Source organism: Sporolactobacillus caesalpiniae (assembly GCF_040513385.1).
GTDB lineage: Bacteria > Bacillota > Bacilli > Bacillales > Sporolactobacillaceae > Sporolactobacillus.
The window spans coordinates 185,763-203,989 of the sequence record NZ_JBEVCB010000005.1; the positions used below are offsets into that span (position 1 = coordinate 185,763).

The window sequence follows — 18,227 nt, forward strand, 5'->3', positions numbered from 1 at the left end:
CTTCTAAAAAGCAACACACTAATTATAGAAAACAATACACTATATCATTTCCTAACTCACTAATAAATGAAACGGTCGAAAACAATACACTACGTTTTGACTGCCTCTCATAACAACACACTAGTTTTGTGAAACAAGGGCAAACAGTACGTTTTTACCCAGTTCATCAAGCAACATATCAATAAAATAATAAAATTCGCCTTCACTCAGCTGGATATTTAATTTATATTTGAGTACATTAAGTGTTTTCTCCAGCCTGAGGAACAACAGTTTCTTCTCGTTGCTCAATTCACCTTCATATTTAAGCGGTGTATGAGCGACCTCGCGTTCCAGTGCGAAAGCTAAGTGCATAATAATGCGGATTTGCGTCGCATTTTTAAAATGAAGATTGAGTGTTTTTTGTACTGCGTCATTAAATTCAAGAATGGCCGCTACTGCACGCTTCGGGTTGAGATACATCAGCATGTCTTGCAGGCTGTCTTCGCAGACGCCCTTAACAATGACGTGCGACGGATTGTCCTTAATCGGCAGAGCCTTGCCTGTCAGAATAGACTGAAGTATTTTTTGCCCTTCACCGCCAACAAATTGAGATAGTGTGATATAGGGCACGCCTTCAAGTTTTGGATTTTTGGCGCCGATGCTCGCGACAATATCATATTTTGTCTGCATTTTTTGCGCAACGTCATATAACCCTTCAATAGAGATTGGAATCACACTGATCTCTTCATCCGTGATGTTGCGAATATACATGCCGACAATGTTTTTAATTCGCTTTGCGATACCGCTTCCTGTTGTACAGATCGTCAAAATGGCTTTCTGGCGCAGACTGTTTACCGCCTGCCGTTCCATACCGACGGTTCGGCGCAGTTTGAAGAGTGAATCGACAATTCCTTTTAAATCCATGTGCAAGTAATTAGCGTTTTTGACGGCGTCAAGAATCATCGGTGTCGATACCATGTCGATCGCTTTAACGCGTACCTTTGCGCCACGTGCAATTTTCTCTTCAAAGTAGTACAGCGAACCCATATCGACCATCATCAGGACACCTGCGCCTTGATCCACCGACCGCACAGCTTGAATGATATTGTCAAAGATGTCACCAAAATTTAAACTGAGCGGCATATCTACGGCCTCAATCGGATAGTCCCCCATTAATTCTTTCACAACGCTGACCATGGAGCTTGCTGTATGCGGACCATGCGCCGCAACGACAATTCCGACATTGCGCTGCTGTGACAGTTCAACAAATGATCCAAGCAAAAAGGCAATATAAATAATTTCTACCTCAGGCAGCGCCACATGGAGTCGCTCATCAATTAATTTGGCAATTTTGCCTGCTGCCTCATAGTCCTTTTGCGCATAGGTAAATATCGTCTGCTTCACATCCGGTGAACAGTCCAGTTTACGCAGCGGATGTTCGAGAAACGAAGAAAGATGGACAGTTAGTAAAGAAATAAATTGACTGCTTAAGTGCTCGCCAAGTACTTGCGTGCAAATCATCTCCAAATCCTTTGAAAGTCCCAGAATCCGCTGATCCACAACCGCCGTCGGCATATCCTTTGCTGTCTTCTGATAAAACTTCTTAACCTGATCTTTAATATCTTCGGTAATAAATTTTCGAACATCGCGCGCCGACAAGCCTTCCTGCGTCAGTGCATCGTATTTCCCCGAAATCATTTTATACAAATCAAAAGGCGGTTCGTACTGATCAATGTCGGTCAGCAGCGGATCCTTGCTTCCGGTCACAATAAGAAATAGCGGAAGCTGTTTGTTCAGCTGCTGGTTGATTTGCGGCTGATGCGAGATTCGATGCAAGCCCTCTTGCATTTCCGCCGGCAGCATTTTTGCATCGAGCTGAACAAAGTCGTTATGCATACTATCGAGAAAGCCCTGCGCGCAAATCAGCTGCACATTCGATTTCAACTGCCCGATATTTCCAAAAGTGACGCTGCCGATCAGTGCCTTGATCACATCGGAGCTGACATGAAACTTATGGCTCGTGCGATGTGCTTCTCTGGAGAGCAGAAACTTAGTCAGCTCAATTTGCTCGCTTACACTTCTGCTTTGGAAATTCGGAATGTTGATCATGACCGGCACTCGTCTCAAAAAGGTTTGCAGCAGCGCTGACTCCGGATCAGCGGTCGTCGCACCGATAATCAGGGCATGTGCCTCCCGCTTATTTCCCGTCTCGCCTAATTTACTGTAGCGGCCGGTATCCATAAAATAGAACAGCATTTCCTGTCCTTCCGGAGGCAGCCGGTGAATTTCATCAAGGAACAGAATGCCGCCGTCCGCTTTGGCGACTAGTCCATCCTGATCACGTGCCGCGCCTGTAAACGCGCCTTTTATATATCCGAACAGCTGCCCGATCAGCAGCTGAGGATTGTTGTAATAATCCGCACAGTTAAAATCAACAAACGGTGCTTTCTCATTGATTCGGTCGATGGATTGCGCATAATTATACATCATATGTGCAAACAGCGTTTTCCCGGAACCTGTAGGACCGAGGATCAGCGTATGCAGCCCTCTCGGCGGATAGACAATCGCTGATTTCGCCTGCTTGACACTGTTTTTCAAGCTTTTATCTGCACCAATAAGATGCGAAAAGGGATCCTCATTTTTATTATGAGCGTTATCTTGAATCATCAATTCCTTGAGCGAGGCAGCCTTCACTTCATAGTCGCCGACTACATCGCCAAACTGCGATCTGATGAGATCAGCAGGCACATACAGCACTGGACGAGTGACAAACTTGATCACGCGTTTTTCTCTGACCAGCTCATTCAGCTCTGAGCTGACATTGCTGCGCATGATACCAAGAGCCTCAGCAAGGTCGGAAGCTGTAATCCCTGAGGTTTCCATAAGTGCCTTCTTATCAAACTGAGCGCATCGTTTGGCTAATTCACTATAAATCTTTTCACGTCGCCGTCCCATTGAGTTCACCTCTCTTAGATGATTCTACATTATGTTTTCTATATCCTCCATTATATATTATAAGCGCTTTCATAAAGACTTTTGTGAAAAAGAAAAAAACGATCCGTATCGTCAAAAATGACTATACCGGTCGCCCTTTCTACTTAGCATTTTCTTATTTTTTCGGTTCAATCACTTGCTCGCCTTTATACGTGCCGTCTTTACTGACGCGATGGGACAGATGATACGCTCCTGTCTGTGGATCACGCGAAAGCGTCGGGATCGCTAAATCTTGATTGGTCCTTCTCTTCTTTTTGCGTGTCGTCGATGTTCTTCGTTTTGGTACAGCCATGCTGAAACCTCCCAAGTATTCGTTAAAGGGGTTATCCTTTTTTCAAGTGTTTCATTTGCTTAATCATTTTGAGCGCGCGCCGATGTGTTTTCTTATTTGGACTTTTCAGTTCCCTGCGCGCACTCGAAAGTTTGCTTTGGCTTGCCATGGAAGGCTCCTCCTTAATATAAATCGTAATTGTTACGATTTATATTAACGTACATTTATCCAAAACGCAATAAATTGGTTTCAAACCATAGATTATTAGGGAAAAAGATATCTGAACAGCACGCCGATCAGTACACCGATCATGACCGACGGCAAAAAGCGTTTGGTTATCAGGATCATAGCAGCAGTGCTCAAACAACCGAGCAGAACCGGAATCGAAAGGATTAAACCGCCATGAAGAGGCAGCACGATCTGCTTCACGAGCAGTGCCGAAATAATGGCGATTGGGACATAGGTGAAATACAGACGAAGCGTCGCATTCATCTTCCAGCGCGACATAAATTCAAGTCCGATCACACGTGACAAATAGGTGACAAGCGCAAGCGCCCCGATCAAGATCCATTGATTAAGCATGCGCTTGCCCCCTTTTATGTAAATAGAGTCCGACGAGCGGTGCGAAAAGACCGGTCATAATAATTGTGAGCTCATTCCCCGGTTTAATAAATTCAAGGACAAGCGCAATAACCACCGCGGCGAGCGCTGTCCCAATGACCGGTTTTCCCTTCAATCCGGGTACAAGCAGTGCCGCGAACGTTGCCGGAAAAGCGAGATCAAGACCCCATTTCTGCGGATCAAGCTGATTGCCGATGAGCGCTCCGAACAGTGCCGCAAGGATCCACGCAATGTAAAAGATACCGGCGACGACAGCGAAATAAAAAGGATCCGGGCCGACTTTCTTGAAGCGCGCGCTCGCTAAGACAAACGGCTCATCCGATATGCCGAAAGCGAGCAGACGTGTCCATTTTTTCGCAGGCGCGAGCCCCTCTGAGAGCGCCGCTCCATAAAGAAGGTTGCGCAGATTCAGTAAAATAACGGTCAGCAGAACGCTCGCTGTCCCTGCCCCACCGGCCAGCATTGCCACTGCAACCAACTGAGCAGATCCGGAAAACACAAATACAGACATAGCAACGGTCGTAAGCAAATTAAAGTTTACTTGTGTGGCAAGGACACCATAGGACATGCCGTAGGCAGCAATCGCAATGGCCAGCGGCAGTGCCTCCGCGCCCGCTGTTTTCAACACCGACTTTTTTCGTTGAAGCATCTTCATTCCCTCGCTCCTCTATTTTTTCCGTGTGAATATTATCTGAAAATAGTATACTAAAATTAACTTATTGTACATTATAATATAATCGCCACACCAAGTATATATTAATTTATCTTTTGTATATTAAAATGTACCAAGGAGATGATAGTCTTGCAGAACAACCCTTGGGAAGACGGAGATGCCGGGAAACGAATCGGAGCCAATCTGCGCCAATTTCGGACAAGTCGCGGCATGAGCCTTGAGCATTTGGCAACCAAGATCGGTATCAGCAAACTGACACTCATGAATGTTGAGCGCGGTGACGGCAACCCAACCCTATCCGTCATTTGGAAGATTGCGAACGGGTTGAATATCCCGGTCAGTGCGCTTCTGTCCATAGAATCTGATGTATCCATTGCACGCAAAGAAGACAGCATGAAGCTAACCAGCTCAGATAAGATTTTTGTTGCCGAACCCCTCTTCCAATCGCATGGACTCTATGAATTATACCGCGGTTACCTTCAGCCGAATGCCGAGTATTCGTCCTCCGCACATCAATTTGGCGTAAACGAATACGTCACCGTCATGTCCGGTGAATTGGAATTGGAAGTGGGCGGCGAAACGTATCATCTAAACGCGTATGATTCGATTAAATTCAAAGGCGATCTGGATCATAAATACATTAACCCTTCTTCAAAACTGGCGATCTTACACTTTGTCATCTCCTACCATTCCATGTAACTGTTTCTTAATGTCCCAGTCCCGTCTCAAATGAGAGGGGACTTTTAGCCGTTCCCTTTTGTACAGATCGTGAACACTCCCAAAGTTCTGCTTTACAATGAAAATCATTATCGTTTATAATAAAGCTAACAAAGTTTCCTTGAAGAAACTGTTTGTCTCTTAACTACTAAATTTTCATAGGAGAATGATATGGAGATTAACAATCTAGTCGTTTATTACGGAAAACGGCGTGTGCTGAACGATGTATCCGTGACCCTTCGAAAAGGAACAATCACCGGTATTATCGGCCCGAACGGAGCTGGAAAATCAACCTTCATGAAAGCTGTCCTCGGATTAATACCTATGTCCGGCGGTACCATTACTGTGGCTAGCGGTGAGACTGATGCCAAAAAATGGCGCCGATCTATTGCCTATGTACCGCAAAGACAGTCCATTGATTTGACCTTCCCCATCACCGTTTTTGACATGGTGCTTATGGGTACTTATCCGTCACTCGGCCTATTTAAGAGACCGGGAAAAGCAGAAAAAGAACGTGCGCGGAAATGGCTCAAAGCCGTTGAGTTGGATGACTTAGGCGATCGGCAAATCGCCGCGCTTTCCGGCGGTCAGCTGCAACGCGCCATCATCGCACGCGCTCTGGTTCAAGAAACCGATACTTTTTTTCTCGACGAACCTTTTGCCGGAGTTGATGTTGTCAGTGAAAAAATCATCATGAAGTTAATGCGCGAAATAAACCGTGCGGGAAAAACCATCGTGATTGTGCATCATGATCTTGCCACCGTAAGAGATTACTTCAACGATATCGTGATGCTTCATCCCAATCATATTGTTTGCGGCGAAGTCAGCAAGGTGTTCACCGGAGAGCATCTCAAACAATTCTATGGTGCGGAAATCCAAATATAAAGGAGGAGAAAAATGGAATTTTTTCAAGACATTATGACCTATCGTTTTCTTCAACAGGCATTGATCACATCGATTTTGGTTGGAATCGGATCAGGGGTCATCGGCTCCTTCGTCATTCTGAGAGGCATGTCGCTCATGGGCGACGCGATTTCTCACGCCGTACTCCCCGGAGTCGCCATTTCGTTCCTGCTCGGAATTGATTACTTCATCGGCGCGACCATCTGCGGTGTCTTTGCCGCACTCTGCATGGGTTTCATCAGCAGAAAAAGCCCGATTAAGAGTGATACATCAATTGGTATTATCCTCAGTTCTTTCTTGGCATTAGGCATGATCTTAATCACGGTTGTTCAAAGTTCAACGAACCTCTATCATATTTTATTTGGTAACATTCTTGCAGTAACCATGCATGACCTCATCCTGACCTTAATTGTCACCGTTCTCGTCCTAATTCTTGTAGCACTCTTCTATAAACAACTGCTCGTGAGCTCGTTTGACGAGACGATTGCGCAAACCTACGGACTTAACACTCAAGTGATCCACTATTTCTTAATGGTCTTATTAACATTGATGACGGTTGTCTCTCTTCAAACCGTTGGCGTCATTCTTATTGTCGCGATGCTCATCACACCGGCTGCGACCGCTTATCTGCTCACGGATAAAATGAGCCGAATGATTATTCTTTCCGCTCTGTTCGGAGTGATCAGCTCCGTTATCGGTCTCTACTTCAGCTTCACGTACAACTTAGCATCCGGTGCGACCATCGTGGTCAGTGCAACCGTTTTGTTCGGTATCGCATTCATCTTTTCTAAAAAGAATCAATTTATCTTTAAAAAGGAGCAGTGATTTAGTTGAAAAAGGTCAGTCGTTATCTCGTTCTCGCATTAGGTCTCATCATGGTGTTCGCTCTAACCGCGTGCCAAAGCAGCTCTTCAGGCGGATCAAAAAATAAACTAGAGATCGTTGTTACAAACTCCATTTTGTATGACATGGCTAAGGAAATCGGCAAAAATCATGTCACGGTGCATAGTATTGTTCCGGTTGGAACAGATCCCCATGAATATGAGCCGCTTCCAAGTGACGCAAAGCGTGTCGCAAAAGCCGATCTCATCTTCTATAATGGTTTGAATCTAGAAGTCGGCAATGGATGGTTCAAAAAATTACTGGATAGTGCAGGACGCGGAAATGATTATGATAAGAACATTTTTGTCGTCAGCAAGGGTGTCGATCCGATTCATTTGAAATCAAAAGGTCAGGAAAATGAACTTGATCCGCATGCCTGGCTCGACATTCAAAACGGTATCTTGTATATCCGCAATATGGAAAAACAAATGGTGAAGCAGGATCCGGACAATAAAGAAGCCTATCATAAAAATGCGGACGCATATGTAAAGAAATTGGAGGCCCTCGATAAAGAAGCTAAAGAAAAAATGGCTGCCATACCGGAAAAACAAAGTTATCTGATCACAAGTGAAGGCGCCTTTAAATACTTCTCGCGCGCCTACGGTCTCCATCCGGAATACATTTGGGAAATCAACACTGAGGAACAAGGGACTCCGGATCAAATCAAACGCATTGTTACCATTATCAAAAAGCACAAAGTGCCTCATCTCTTCGTTGAAACCAGTGTCAACCCGAAAAGCATGAACACTCTTTCAAAAGAAACCGGCATTAAGATTTACAGCAAAATCTTTACCGACTCACTCGCAAAAGAAGGTCAGCCTGGTGACACGTACTACGCTATGATCAAATGGAATATTGATCATATCTATGATGGATTAAGTAACTAAGCTTCACTTTCAAAACAACCGTCCTCGCAATGAGGACGGTTGTTTTTTGACTATCCATTTAGCTATTCGAGGGTGTTCAAAAAGTCCGGGAAAAAGGTAAGAAGGATCTTTCGCTAAGTACGCATACGTCCTATATGCAACGCGAAAGTCACCGTATCCTGCGGAAGTTCTGTGTCAGCTTGTTTCTTCGCTCCTCACGTATTAATAGGGGATCTTCAACTAATACCGTGCACGTCCTGTGCACAACGTTGAAGTCATCACGTCTTGTGAAAGTACGTTTCGGTGCTCGAAACTGCACTTCCTTGATCTTCGACGCTCAGGACGAGCTAGTGTCAGGCATGACGCGCGACGTGGCGCTCTGCCTGACCTCGGCCCTTTTTGTCCTCCTTTTTGAACAGACTCTATTAACTCATTATGACTGATGGTTAGATTTCTTAAACGAACTTTTGTTACCTATTGACAACAATGTTTCCTTAGAGCAATATTAAGTTAGATGGTTGCTATGCCCTGAGCGTTCCGTTTCATTTAGTTAATGAATGGAGGAGATTTTTTAGATGTTTGATCATCGAATTAAAGAACTGTCCCTGCGTTATGGCCTTGAAAACCACTTACCCGTTGATCCGTTTCTTATTGCTTCCAAAGAAAAGATTACCGTGTTCCATACAGACTGTGAGTTTTCCGACCGTTTCGGTATGATACGCAATACGAAAGATCAACGGTTTATTTTCTACCTAGCCAGCAATTGGGATCTCACACATCAACGCTTTTTTCTCGCTCACTTGCTCGCCCACTACTTTCTTCATCTATCACATAACGAAAATGTACACAGATATTGCCGTATCACCTATGCTTCCGATCCGGGTACCTTAAATCGCAAAGAATGTGAAGCTGATGAGTTCGCGCGTTGTCTCATGATTCCCGAGCACTTTCTTAACAGATGCCTTATGGATAAAAAGTCAGAATCGTACATCGCGGACCGATTAGATGTTCCATTGAACCAAGTGCATGCAAGAATTGAACGGCTGAAAACCGGAGAACCCAGAAATTCATCGAGTCACCTTCTGCCAAAAGATAATGTCGGGTAAATTGAGAGTGCTGCTGGTGAGTCAAGGAAAATTAAACAAGAGGGTAAGTGATTGCAGGTGTCTTATCGTGAAGACGAACAATCAATGATTAAGGCCGTTGATCGGTATTTTCAAAAGATGTCAATTGATGCCGATCTTGATTGTAAGATTACTGAACGATTTACGACAGTCAGGAGAGATCAGAATATCTGGAACTGGATTCACCGTTTCTTTGTCAAATTGTAACTTATTTGCTAACCAATCACCTTTTAAAAAGCCTGCCAATCGGCAAGCTTTTTTTACAAGTAAAGAAGCATTCATGACCCGCTTGAATGAAAATACTGAGTGCTTAACAAAAGTTTATGATTTCGTCTCGCTCGCTGGTACGACGATAAGGTCACAAGATTCGATTGGCGATCAGGTAGGCACCAGGCACCCAATCTGGGAAATAAGCGGAAAAATTCCGCTTAATTGAGAACGTATTTAACTTTGTGTAAATGGAAATACTTACCTTATCAAAGGAGCTGACCATTTATGCAAAATTATCGTAACTATGGCGACATGACCATTCGTGAACTCGCCAGTCAATGTGAGAGTGTAGACGATGTGCAAGCAATGATTCGTGATTTATTCAAGGACACACTTCAAGTCATTTTTGAGGCTGAAATGGATCACCATCTCGGCTATTCCAAAAATTCTATCGAAGGAAATAATACCGGAAACAGCCGGAATGGCTACAGTAAGAAAACCATTAAGTCGAAGCTTGGGAATACAACGCTCGACATTCCAAGAGATCGAAATGGGGCATTCGAACCCCAGATTATTAAGCGGCATGAGACTGCCCTGAACGGACTTGACCATCAAATTATTGCCCTTTATGCCAAGGGCATGTCCACTCGTGATATTGAGGACCATATGCGTGATATCTACGGAATCAGTGTGTCACCAGCCATGGTGAGCAAGGTGACCGACAAGGTCATTCCGCTCATCTACGATTGGCATTCCCGTCCTTTAGAGAAGGTCTACACGATCGTTTATTTGGATGCCATTCACTTCAAGGTGAAGCAGGATCATCGGATTATTAATAAAGCAGCCTACACTGTGCTTGGCATCAATACTGAGGGCATGAAAGACATCCTCGGACTCTGGATTGGTGAAAATGAGAGTGCTAGTTTTTGGCTCAGTGTCTGCACTGACTTGAAGAACCGGGGTGTCGAAGACATCTTGATTGCTTGTAAAGACGGGCTTTCCGGCTTCTCCGAAGCGATTAATACTGTCTTTCCAAAGACGCGTATTCAACTATGCGTGATTCATCAACTCCGTAACAATATCAAGTATATCTCGACCAAATACCGCAAGCCTTTTCTTGACGATATGAAAAAAGTCTATAAAGCATTTACGATTGAGCAGGCTGAATTAGCCTTTGAGGAGGTCAAGAAAAATTGGGGCGAAAAATACCCTAGAGTTATTGATTCCTGGGAGACCAACTGGTTAGAACTCACAGCCTATTTTGAATACCCACCTGAAATCAGAAAGATGATCTATACAACTAACACCGTCGAAGGATTCCACCGTCAACTCAGAAAAGTCACCAAGTCCAAGAATGCTTATCCGACCGATGACGCCCTGCGAAAGATTATCTATCTGGCTACGAGGGACATCACCAAAAAATGGACATTGGCGATCCCTGGATGGATTGAATGCCGGGCACAACTCCGAATCATGTTTGGGGAACGCTTTACATCCAGTCTTCTCGACAAGGAGTTGTGACGTTTGAGTTTAACGCTTTAAGTTCTCCTAAAAAAGGGCAAAATAAAAGAAGAGAGTGGTTCTCTCCCCTTTTTCAGCTGAACCCTGACCGGTGCTCGAGTTGCTCTCCAGCAGCGCTCTATCCCCCTGTCAGGTAAGAGCAAAAATAGTGTTAACTATAAGTCTAGAAGTCATTCATTTACACAAATTAAATTACATTCCCGCTTAAATTAGAAAATGAATGAAAAAATCGCTTAAATAGACGGAGAAATTCCGCTTATCGAATCGAAAAACGTGAAAATAGAGGATTTTTCCGTGCATAAGCGGAAAAATTACCCTTATTTACCTGTAAAACAAGCACCATGATGCAAATAGCCGGAAAATCTCCGCTTATTTTATTCCGGCAGCATTACCTAATTAAGGATCAAAATGATTTATTAGAAAACTTGGCTTCGCCTTCGCCAGAGGCTTGGCAAAGCCAAGTTTTCTAATTTCACAGAAATTTTTTGGTGACTCAAAATGATAAAAATTTTGATAGCCATTTACGCCAACATATGTTAACCTATTATTTGTTTAGGTTAACATTAATTCAGGAGGACTTATAAAATGAACCATACACGACTAAAAAACTTGATTTTATGCGCGCTATTTGCGGCGATTACCGCTATTCTCGCGCAGATCACCATTCCGCTGCCCATTATTCCGATAAGCGGTCAGACGCTGGCTGTTGGACTTACCGCCACTGTTCTTGGAAGCAGATATGGCACAGTATCAATGATTGTTTACGCCGGACTTGGTGCCATCGGCCTTCCTGTTTTCGCAGGAATGAGCGGCGGATTCGGCGTTATTCTTGGGCCATCCGGAGGTTATATTACCGGATTTATCGTTGCCGCACTTGTTACCGGATTGATTCTCGAATACACGAAATTCACTACACCCATGGCGATCATCGCCAACATTGTCGGCATGTTCGTCACCTTAGCAATCGGCACGATCCAATTGAAATATGTCCTCGACCTTTCTTGGGCGAAGTCATTGGCTGCCGGTGTTTATCCATTCCTCATTGTGGGTGTCGTTAAAGCTGTCATCGCCAGCGTTGTCGGCATTCAGGTTCGTCAGCGCCTGACTAAATTCGGACTATTGAAATCCGGAAATCAGCAAACAACAGCGTAACTAAGCGTAAAAAAACAGCTCTCAGGCGGTGCAATCCGCGGAAGAGCTGTTTTTTCGTTCACACGAGCATCAGCATTTCATTTAGAACGTCACCCATCCGCTTCATGCCTGCAACAATTTTTTCTTCAGACATGTTCGAGTAGTTCAATCTGAATGCGTTGATCTTTGCATCATTTGGGAAGAACGAATCCCCCGGAACGAAGGCAACCTTGTTGTCCAGACACTTCTTAAATAAATCTTGACCGTCGATATCTTCAGGAAGCTCCACCCAAATGAACAGTCCGCCTTCGGGAGCACTGTGCTTGAGTTGTTTTGGAAAATACGCCTCAATGCAGTCCATCATTTTTTCCCGACGCGCGCGGTAGACACCTTTAATTTTTTGAATATGCTCCTCCAGATCAAAAAGCTCCATATATTTTGCTGTAACTCTTTGCGCGAAGCTATCTGTATGCAGATCGGTCGCTTGCTTGAACGCAACGTATTTGTTAAGAATGGATTCATCAGCACAGATCCATCCCAGACGCAGGCCAGGAGCGAAGATCTTTGAGAAGGTGCTCAAATAGATCACTCTGCCCTCGGTATCGAAATGTTTTACAGGCGGCAGATCCTTCCCGACAAAACGAATCGCACCATACGGATTGTCTTCTAATATCACAATGTTGTATTGATTCGCGAGTTCGACCAGCTTTCTTCGGCGTTCAAGCTTCATCGTTCGTCCGGTCGGATTCTGAAAGTCGGGGATTGTGTAAATGAATTTAGCATTTGGATTTGCTTGGAGCGCCAGCTCAAGTTCATCCATTCTCATACCGCCATCGTCCATCGGCACTTCGACAAATCGCGGGCTGTACGCCTTAAACGCATTGATCGCCGCAAGGTAAGTAGGGCTCTCGCAGATCACAACATCTCCTTTGTCCAGAAACAGCTTACCGGTCAAATCAAGCCCTTGCTGGGATCCCGTGAGAACAAGCAAATGTTCCGGAGTCACGCGAATTCCAAGAGTACGCATCCGCTCGGCAATAGCCTCACGCAGCGGAAGATAACCTTCAGTTGTACTGTACTGAAGCGCTTGTTCTCCTGCTTCATCGAGCACCGCCTCACATGCTGCTTTAATACCTGCTACCGGAAATAACTCAGGTGCCGGAAGCCCACCTGCGAAGGAAATAATCTCAGGCTGCTCGGTTACTTTTAATATTTCTCGTGTTGCTGAATTGGATACGCTTCTCGCGCATTCTGAAAAGTTAAGTTTCATCATGGGATCTTCCTCTCTTTTTTAAACGATTGGGCGTACGCCGGTTTCCTTATCTGATGGCTCATTCTGCACACTTAGCTTCTTTATCGCCTTAATAAGCAGGTTCAGCCCTTCAGTCAAGCGTTCTATTGTCTCATAGGAATAATTCAATCGCAGCCAGTGCTCCCCATCGCTTTCTTGAGGAAAAAACACAGTTCCCGGCGTATAAATCATTCCTTGATCCGCGCATAATGCAAATAATTTCTTTTGCGGTACAGAGTAAGGAATTCGGCACCATAAGTAAAAGCCGCCCTTAGGATGGTCAAAATAAACGATTCCTTTTTCTTTACTCAGCACGTTAATCGCAGTGTCCCTTTTCTTTTTATAGATCGGCAGAATTTTTTTGAGATGTGGTTCATAAAGTCCTTTTCTGAGATATCGGTTAATCAAGATCTGACTATCCGTATTCACATGCAAATCGCTAATCTGCTTGAGCAGCACAAATTTTTTCATGACCGGCTCCGGTGCAACAACCCAGCCGATCCTTAAGCCTGGAAAAAGAACCTTCGATAAGGTACTGAGATAGATCACATAACCATACGGATCAAGTGCTTTAAGCGGCGTCAATTTTTCTTGATCAAAAGCAATATCTCCATAAGGATCATCCTCTAGAATCGGAACTTGGAAATGATAAGCCAGTTTTAGCAGACCCATTCGTCGTTCCATGCTCATCGAAACACCCGTTGGATTATGAAAATTAGGGATTGTGTAGATTAGTTTAGGCTTGTACCGTGCCAACTGTGCCTCGAGGATGTCTAGCCGAATCCCTTCCTCATCCATAGGAATGCCAATAATCCTTGCGCCTGTTGCCCTAAAGCATTGAATCGCCTGCAAAAAAGTTGGTTCTTCAACAATAACCGCATCACCGGGAGATAAGAATGTTCGCGCTGCGAAATCAATGCCTTGCATCGATCCGGTCACAATCATCGTTTCTTTTGCAGTAACGGATAAGTTGCGAAAACGCATCAATTGGGAAATACGTTCACGGAGCGGGTAGTAGCCTTCAACAGGACATAAGTTCAGATGATCACTGTCAATCGGCATTTCATTTTGAATTTCTCGAAGCTCATCGACTGGATACAAACTCGGATCACCGATACCTGCCGCAAGAGAAATCATATTGCCTTGATTGCCGATATACATGATCTCACTCACCGTATCGCTGACATTGGTGATTTTTTTATCGAAAAGCGGATACCAAGACATCGGGAAAATAAGCGGTTCCGATCCATTCGTTGCAGGAAGTTTCCTGTCAGTGACCACAGTCCCCTGTCCAACTCTGGACATCACAAGCCCCAATGCTTTGAGTTCTTCATATGCCTTGATGACAGTTGTTCGGCTGACGTGATGATCATCCGCCATCTTTCGTTCAGGCGGTAAAACAAAGCCTTCCGGAAGAATTTCCGACAGTATTTGTTCCTTAATTCGATTCGCCATTTGCAAATAGACAGGCATCGGATCTTCTCGGTTAATCTCCAGTCTCATAGCTGCCTCCTTTTTTATTAGTATGAAAATTGATTATTCTTATCATATCCATACCAATGTCCGCCGAAAAGATCCAATTGGATTTATCTTCGTAAATCCAATTGTGAAACCTCTCTGTTTGTTCTGATGGAGATGGACTGCACAACAAAAAAAATATGCATTGAACTTGCGGTTTCATGCATTGGCTCTTGATTTTCGTGCATTGAGCCCTGGTTTTCGTGCATTGAATTGCAGTTTTCGTGCATGAACTTAGCTCAGGTTCCTATTCATGCATTGATCTTACGGTTTCGTGCATTGGAGCTTGATTTTCGTGCATTGAACCCTATTTTTCGTGCATTGAATTTCAGTTTTCGTGCATGACTTAGCTCAGGCTCTTATTTATGCATTGATCTTGCGGTTTCGTGCATTGGCTCTTGATTTTCGTGCATTGGGCCCTAGTTTTCGTGCATGAACTCAGCTCAGGCTCTCATTTATGCATTGAACTTGCGGTTTCATGCATTGGAGCTTGGTTTTCGTGCATTGGGTCCTATTTTTCGTGCATTGAATTGCAGTTTTCGTGCATGAATTTAGCTCAGGCTCTTATTTATGCATTGATCTTGCGGTTTCGTGCATTGGAGCTTGATTTTCGTGCATTGAGCCCTGGTTTTCGTGCATTGAATAAGCACAGATTTTCGTGCATGTATTACTTTCATTTTTTCCTGTAAATATCTTATCATGCGACCTATCCTTGCTGAGCTTCTTCCGTTCAGTGTCCAAGAATGGATATGAAGACTTTTTCGAATACAAAAATCACGCAGTATAGGATCTGCGTGACGCATTTTTTCTTCACTTAAATAGTTGTTGTTTGTTTACACGATCCGATGAGCAGCTTTTCTGTATACCTTGAAATCTTGCTTCCTGTAAAATAGCTCTGCTGCTTCATTGGCCGACCAATAATCAAGATCAATCTCATTTATCCCTTTGTTTCTTGCCAATTGGCCGATATAGTTCATCAATAAAGTCCCATAACCCTTTCTGCGTTCGGTTCGCATGATGCAGAATTGATGAACCTCGAGCGCAGTTCGAGCTATCATAAACGGATTTTCTTTTCGACTCAAAGCTTGAATCCAAGCATAGCCTGAGATTTGACTTTCATCTTCAATCACTAAGAACGTTGAATCAGGATCACTCGCAATGACCTTTTCAAACCATTGACGAATTTCATCAAAACAATACGGCTTAAAGTACTCAGGATACAGCTTGGCATGCAAGGCTTGAACCGGTTCATTCATCCTGGCGATCAGTGCAGCATCCTTTGTTTGTACAATCTCCATGCGCTCGCCTTCTCTTTAGCTTTCAACAGCCACTTTGTTAACTTGATGCTCGCTCCGACCTGTTTTCAAAATTGCGAGCACATCATTCAAGCTGATTTCAACCATATTCTGCACCGCTAGATTTGTGTAAAAACCGATGTGCGGCGTAATTAATACATTTGGCATCGCGCGCAACGTTTTCAGCTGGTCACTCGGAATGTCCTTGCCGCGCAGGTCTTGGTTGAAGAAGTGTTCTTCGCCGTTTAATGTATCCAGTGCAGCTCCGGCAACTTTTTGATTATTCAACGCCGCAATCAAAGCATCCGTGTCAACGACCGGTCCGCGTGATGCATTCACAAGGAACGCGTCGCGCTTCATTAACGCAAGTGCATCCGCGTCAATCAAATGGGTGGTTGATTCCATCAGCGGAACATGCAGCGTTACAACATCCGCTATCTTCAAAAGCTCTTCTTTTGAGACATAGGTGAGTACATCGCGCAAATCATCACGTTCAACGATATCATTTGCGATCACCGTCGCGCCAAGCCCTTTAAACAGGCGGGCAACCGTTCCGCCGATTCGTCCGGCACCAATAACGCCGACAGTCAGTGAGCGGATTTCCCGCGCTTGAAGTCCTGCCCATCGAAAATCCTGTTCGGCTCCTCGCGCGTCGAACAGCGGAAGATTGCGGATCAGCCGCATCGTCTGCGTTACGGCCAATTCTGCAACAGAATTCGGCGAGTATGCCGGAACATTCGTCACAGCCAAACCATGCGCCGTCGCCTGTTCAAGATCAACCATATCAAAACCCGCGGTTCGTGATGTGAGCTGTTTCAAGCCGAATTTTTCCAGAGTCTCATAGATCACCGGATCACTAATACGATTACGCTGCTGAATGACGATGCCATCATAACCCTTGACCCTCTGCACGGTTTCCGCACCCAGTTCCAAATCGTTAATGTCGACGTGAACACCGGTTTTCTTTTCCCAATTCCTAATTGCTGCTTCCTCATCGTCTCGTACACTGAACATAATCATTTTCATCGCTGCACGCTCCCTTGTTCTACTTTAATAGTCGCCGCATAGTTTGCGATCCGACTCATCGCTTCCGTCAACTGTTCCATACTTGCCGCATAGCTGATTCGAATATAGCCTTCACCACCGGGGCCAAAAGAACCGCCGGGTATCACAGCGACCTTAGCTTTGTATGCAAGATCCGTACAGAAATCAAGACTTTTTTGAATCATGGTTTCCGGAATTTTGGCGAACAGATAGAAAGCGCCCTCCGGCTTCACGCAAGCAAAGCCGGCTTTGCTCATTTCTTCATAAACGAAGTCGCGGCGTTTTTCATATTCCGCACGCATTTCCGCACCGTCATCCATTCCATTTTCAAACGCTTCCTGAGCCGCATCCTGAGCCATCGTTGTCGCTGAGGTAATTGTGAACTGATGAATCTTGCTCAATTCCGTCGTAATAGCGGCCGGTGCACAAATGAAGCCGATTCGCCAACCGGTCATCGCATGCGATTTGGATACACCGTTAAGCACGATTGTTTGTTCCGGCAGATATTCAGCCATGGAAACATGGTGTTCGCCGTGGGTGAGTTCACTGTAAATCTCATCACTAATGACAAAAAGATCATGTTTTTCCAAAATCGCGGCAAGGGCCTTCACATCTTCTCTGCGATACGTCACACCAGTTGGGTTAGTTGGAAAATTGAAAACAATTGCTTTAACCGCTCCGCCGTGCTTTGCCAGTGTTTCTTCGAGTAATTCAGGCGAAAGAACAAAACCATTTGATGAGGTATCCATGAATACCGGTTCCGCCTTCGCTAGAATCGTATCCGGAATGTATAAAGGAAAAATCGGTGTCGGAATCAGCACCTTATCGCCAGGATTCAAAATCGATGTGAGCACGGTGTAGATCGCTTCAGTTGCACCTGCGGTTACAAGAATTTCATGATCCGGGTTATAGAACAAGTTATATTTTTTCTCAAGGAATTTACTGATCGCTTTTCTAAGGCCGGGCGTGCCTGCAGATGGCGCGTAGTGGCTGCGATTGTTGTCAATGCTGCGTTTTCCCGCTTCTTTAATATGCTCGGGCGTGTTAAAATCCGGTTCGCCCAGCGTTAATTTAATGATATCCGGGATTCCTGAAATATCCTGATCGAATTTCAGAATGTCTGAAGGCTTGAGCAGACTTAGCTCTTTTTTCATTTTGCCAACTAATGAATGGGTCATTTTCAGTTA

The 18,227-nt window shown here is 44.6% G+C and carries 18 protein-coding genes; 8 read left to right on the forward strand and 10 right to left on the reverse strand.

Translation table 11 applies throughout. The features are described from left to right. Positions 1 to 120 precede the first annotated feature (120 nt). The 5 genes from ABWW58_RS11315 to ABWW58_RS11335 form a co-directional block, all read right to left on the reverse strand. Positions 121 to 2,934: a sigma-54-dependent transcriptional regulator gene (locus ABWW58_RS11315; protein ID WP_353869246.1), complete on the reverse strand. Its 2,814-nt coding sequence runs from the start codon at positions 2,932 to 2,934 to the stop codon at positions 121 to 123. Positions 2,935 to 3,088: 154 nt separating this feature from the next. Continuing rightward, positions 3,089 to 3,265, reverse strand: coding sequence for a 50S ribosomal protein L32 (gene rpmF, locus ABWW58_RS11320; RefSeq protein WP_353869247.1), 177 nt, complete (start codon positions 3,263 to 3,265; stop codon positions 3,089 to 3,091). Between the two features lie 31 nt (positions 3,266 to 3,296). Beyond that, the gene (locus tag ABWW58_RS11325) at positions 3,297 to 3,413 is read right to left on the reverse strand and encodes a putative metal homeostasis protein (protein ID WP_353869248.1); all 117 of its coding nucleotides are present in this window, start codon (positions 3,411 to 3,413) and stop codon (positions 3,297 to 3,299) included. A 95-nt stretch (positions 3,414 to 3,508) separates the two neighbouring features. Beyond that, a complete protein-coding gene (locus tag ABWW58_RS11330) occupies positions 3,509 to 3,826 on the reverse strand; it encodes a branched-chain amino acid transport AzlD family protein (RefSeq protein WP_353869249.1) in 318 nt (105 codons plus the stop codon). Further along, positions 3,819 to 4,514 carry an AzlC family ABC transporter permease gene (locus ABWW58_RS11335; RefSeq protein ID WP_353869250.1) on the reverse strand — a complete coding sequence of 232 codons (696 nt, stop codon included), beginning with the start codon at positions 4,512 to 4,514 and terminating at the stop codon, positions 3,819 to 3,821. The genes ABWW58_RS11330 and ABWW58_RS11335 overlap by 8 nt, the downstream gene beginning before the upstream one ends. A 153-nt stretch (positions 4,515 to 4,667) precedes the next feature. Between ABWW58_RS11335 and ABWW58_RS11340 the strand changes: the two genes are divergently transcribed. From ABWW58_RS11340 to ABWW58_RS11375, 8 genes are all read left to right on the forward strand, one after another. Further along, positions 4,668 to 5,237, forward strand: coding sequence for a helix-turn-helix domain-containing protein (locus ABWW58_RS11340; protein WP_445783431.1), 570 nt, complete (start codon positions 4,668 to 4,670; stop codon positions 5,235 to 5,237). 189 nt (positions 5,238 to 5,426) lie between these two features. Continuing rightward, complete coding sequence (locus ABWW58_RS11345) at positions 5,427 to 6,140, forward strand: metal ABC transporter ATP-binding protein (RefSeq protein WP_353869252.1); 714 nt, start codon at positions 5,427 to 5,429, stop codon at positions 6,138 to 6,140. A gap of 12 nt (positions 6,141 to 6,152) precedes the next feature. After that, positions 6,153 to 6,983 (forward strand): metal ABC transporter permease, encoded by an 831-nt coding sequence (locus tag ABWW58_RS11350; protein WP_353869253.1) that lies wholly within the window; start codon positions 6,153 to 6,155, stop codon positions 6,981 to 6,983. A 5-nt stretch (positions 6,984 to 6,988) separates the two neighbouring features. After that, a complete protein-coding gene (locus ABWW58_RS11355) occupies positions 6,989 to 7,927 on the forward strand; it encodes a metal ABC transporter substrate-binding protein (protein ID WP_445783432.1) in 939 nt (312 codons plus the stop codon). A gap of 554 nt (positions 7,928 to 8,481) precedes the next feature. Further along, on the forward strand, positions 8,482 to 9,012 hold the full coding sequence (locus ABWW58_RS11360) for an ImmA/IrrE family metallo-endopeptidase (protein WP_353869254.1): 531 nt from the start codon (positions 8,482 to 8,484) through the stop codon (positions 9,010 to 9,012). 51 nt (positions 9,013 to 9,063) lie between these two features. Continuing rightward, a complete protein-coding gene (locus tag ABWW58_RS11365) occupies positions 9,064 to 9,237 on the forward strand; it encodes a hypothetical protein (protein WP_353869255.1) in 174 nt (57 codons plus the stop codon). A gap of 288 nt (positions 9,238 to 9,525) precedes the next feature. Next, positions 9,526 to 10,761, forward strand: coding sequence for an IS256 family transposase (locus tag ABWW58_RS11370; RefSeq protein WP_353869256.1), 1,236 nt, complete (start codon positions 9,526 to 9,528; stop codon positions 10,759 to 10,761). A gap of 585 nt (positions 10,762 to 11,346) precedes the next feature. Further along, positions 11,347 to 11,913: a biotin transporter BioY gene (locus ABWW58_RS11375; protein WP_255748261.1), complete on the forward strand. Its 567-nt coding sequence runs from the start codon at positions 11,347 to 11,349 to the stop codon at positions 11,911 to 11,913. A 58-nt stretch (positions 11,914 to 11,971) separates the two neighbouring features. Here the strand turns inward: ABWW58_RS11375 and ABWW58_RS11380 are convergent, their stop codons facing one another. The 5 genes from ABWW58_RS11380 to ABWW58_RS11400 form a co-directional block, all read right to left on the reverse strand. Next, positions 11,972 to 13,165 (reverse strand): aminotransferase-like domain-containing protein, encoded by a 1,194-nt coding sequence (locus tag ABWW58_RS11380; protein WP_353869257.1) that lies wholly within the window; start codon positions 13,163 to 13,165, stop codon positions 11,972 to 11,974. Between the two features lie 18 nt (positions 13,166 to 13,183). Next, on the reverse strand, positions 13,184 to 14,686 hold the full coding sequence (locus ABWW58_RS11385; RefSeq protein ID WP_353869258.1) for an aminotransferase-like domain-containing protein: 1,503 nt from the start codon (positions 14,684 to 14,686) through the stop codon (positions 13,184 to 13,186). Positions 14,687 to 15,534: 848 nt separating this feature from the next. Then, positions 15,535 to 15,999 carry a GNAT family N-acetyltransferase gene (locus tag ABWW58_RS11390; RefSeq protein ID WP_353869259.1) on the reverse strand — a complete coding sequence of 155 codons (465 nt, stop codon included), beginning with the start codon at positions 15,997 to 15,999 and terminating at the stop codon, positions 15,535 to 15,537. A gap of 15 nt (positions 16,000 to 16,014) precedes the next feature. Beyond that, positions 16,015 to 17,022 carry a D-2-hydroxyacid dehydrogenase gene (locus tag ABWW58_RS11395; RefSeq protein ID WP_353869260.1) on the reverse strand — a complete coding sequence of 336 codons (1,008 nt, stop codon included), beginning with the start codon at positions 17,020 to 17,022 and terminating at the stop codon, positions 16,015 to 16,017. Further along, positions 17,019 to 18,218 (reverse strand): pyridoxal phosphate-dependent aminotransferase, encoded by a 1,200-nt coding sequence (locus tag ABWW58_RS11400; RefSeq protein WP_353869261.1) that lies wholly within the window; start codon positions 18,216 to 18,218, stop codon positions 17,019 to 17,021. The genes ABWW58_RS11395 and ABWW58_RS11400 overlap by 4 nt, the downstream gene beginning before the upstream one ends. Positions 18,219 to 18,227 lie beyond the last annotated feature (9 nt).

What these genes read in the sequence shown, in the direction of transcription:
- ABWW58_RS11315 (WP_353869246.1), bottom strand. Translation starts at nt 2,934, where the DNA reads ATGGGACGGCGACGTGAAAAGATTTATAGTGAATTAGCCAAACGATGC.
- rpmF (WP_353869247.1), bottom strand. Translation starts at nt 3,265, where the DNA reads ATGGCTGTACCAAAACGAAGAACATCGACGACACGCAAAAAGAAGAGA.
- ABWW58_RS11325 (WP_353869248.1), bottom strand. Translation starts at nt 3,413, where the DNA reads ATGGCAAGCCAAAGCAAACTTTCGAGTGCGCGCAGGGAACTGAAAAGT.
- ABWW58_RS11330 (WP_353869249.1), bottom strand. Translation starts at nt 3,826, where the DNA reads ATGCTTAATCAATGGATCTTGATCGGGGCGCTTGCGCTTGTCACCTAT.
- ABWW58_RS11335 (WP_353869250.1), bottom strand. Translation starts at nt 4,514, where the DNA reads ATGCTTCAACGAAAAAAGTCGGTGTTGAAAACAGCGGGCGCGGAGGCA.
- ABWW58_RS11345 (WP_353869252.1), top strand. Translation starts at nt 5,427, where the DNA reads ATGGAGATTAACAATCTAGTCGTTTATTACGGAAAACGGCGTGTGCTG.
- ABWW58_RS11350 (WP_353869253.1), top strand. Translation starts at nt 6,153, where the DNA reads ATGGAATTTTTTCAAGACATTATGACCTATCGTTTTCTTCAACAGGCA.
- ABWW58_RS11360 (WP_353869254.1), top strand. Translation starts at nt 8,482, where the DNA reads ATGTTTGATCATCGAATTAAAGAACTGTCCCTGCGTTATGGCCTTGAA.
- ABWW58_RS11370 (WP_353869256.1), top strand. Translation starts at nt 9,526, where the DNA reads ATGCAAAATTATCGTAACTATGGCGACATGACCATTCGTGAACTCGCC.
- ABWW58_RS11375 (WP_255748261.1), top strand. Translation starts at nt 11,347, where the DNA reads ATGAACCATACACGACTAAAAAACTTGATTTTATGCGCGCTATTTGCG.
- ABWW58_RS11380 (WP_353869257.1), bottom strand. Translation starts at nt 13,165, where the DNA reads ATGATGAAACTTAACTTTTCAGAATGCGCGAGAAGCGTATCCAATTCA.
- ABWW58_RS11385 (WP_353869258.1), bottom strand. Translation starts at nt 14,686, where the DNA reads ATGAGACTGGAGATTAACCGAGAAGATCCGATGCCTGTCTATTTGCAA.
- ABWW58_RS11390 (WP_353869259.1), bottom strand. Translation starts at nt 15,999, where the DNA reads ATGGAGATTGTACAAACAAAGGATGCTGCACTGATCGCCAGGATGAAT.
- ABWW58_RS11395 (WP_353869260.1), bottom strand. Translation starts at nt 17,022, where the DNA reads ATGAAAATGATTATGTTCAGTGTACGAGACGATGAGGAAGCAGCAATT.
- ABWW58_RS11400 (WP_353869261.1), bottom strand. Translation starts at nt 18,218, where the DNA reads ATGACCCATTCATTAGTTGGCAAAATGAAAAAAGAGCTAAGTCTGCTC.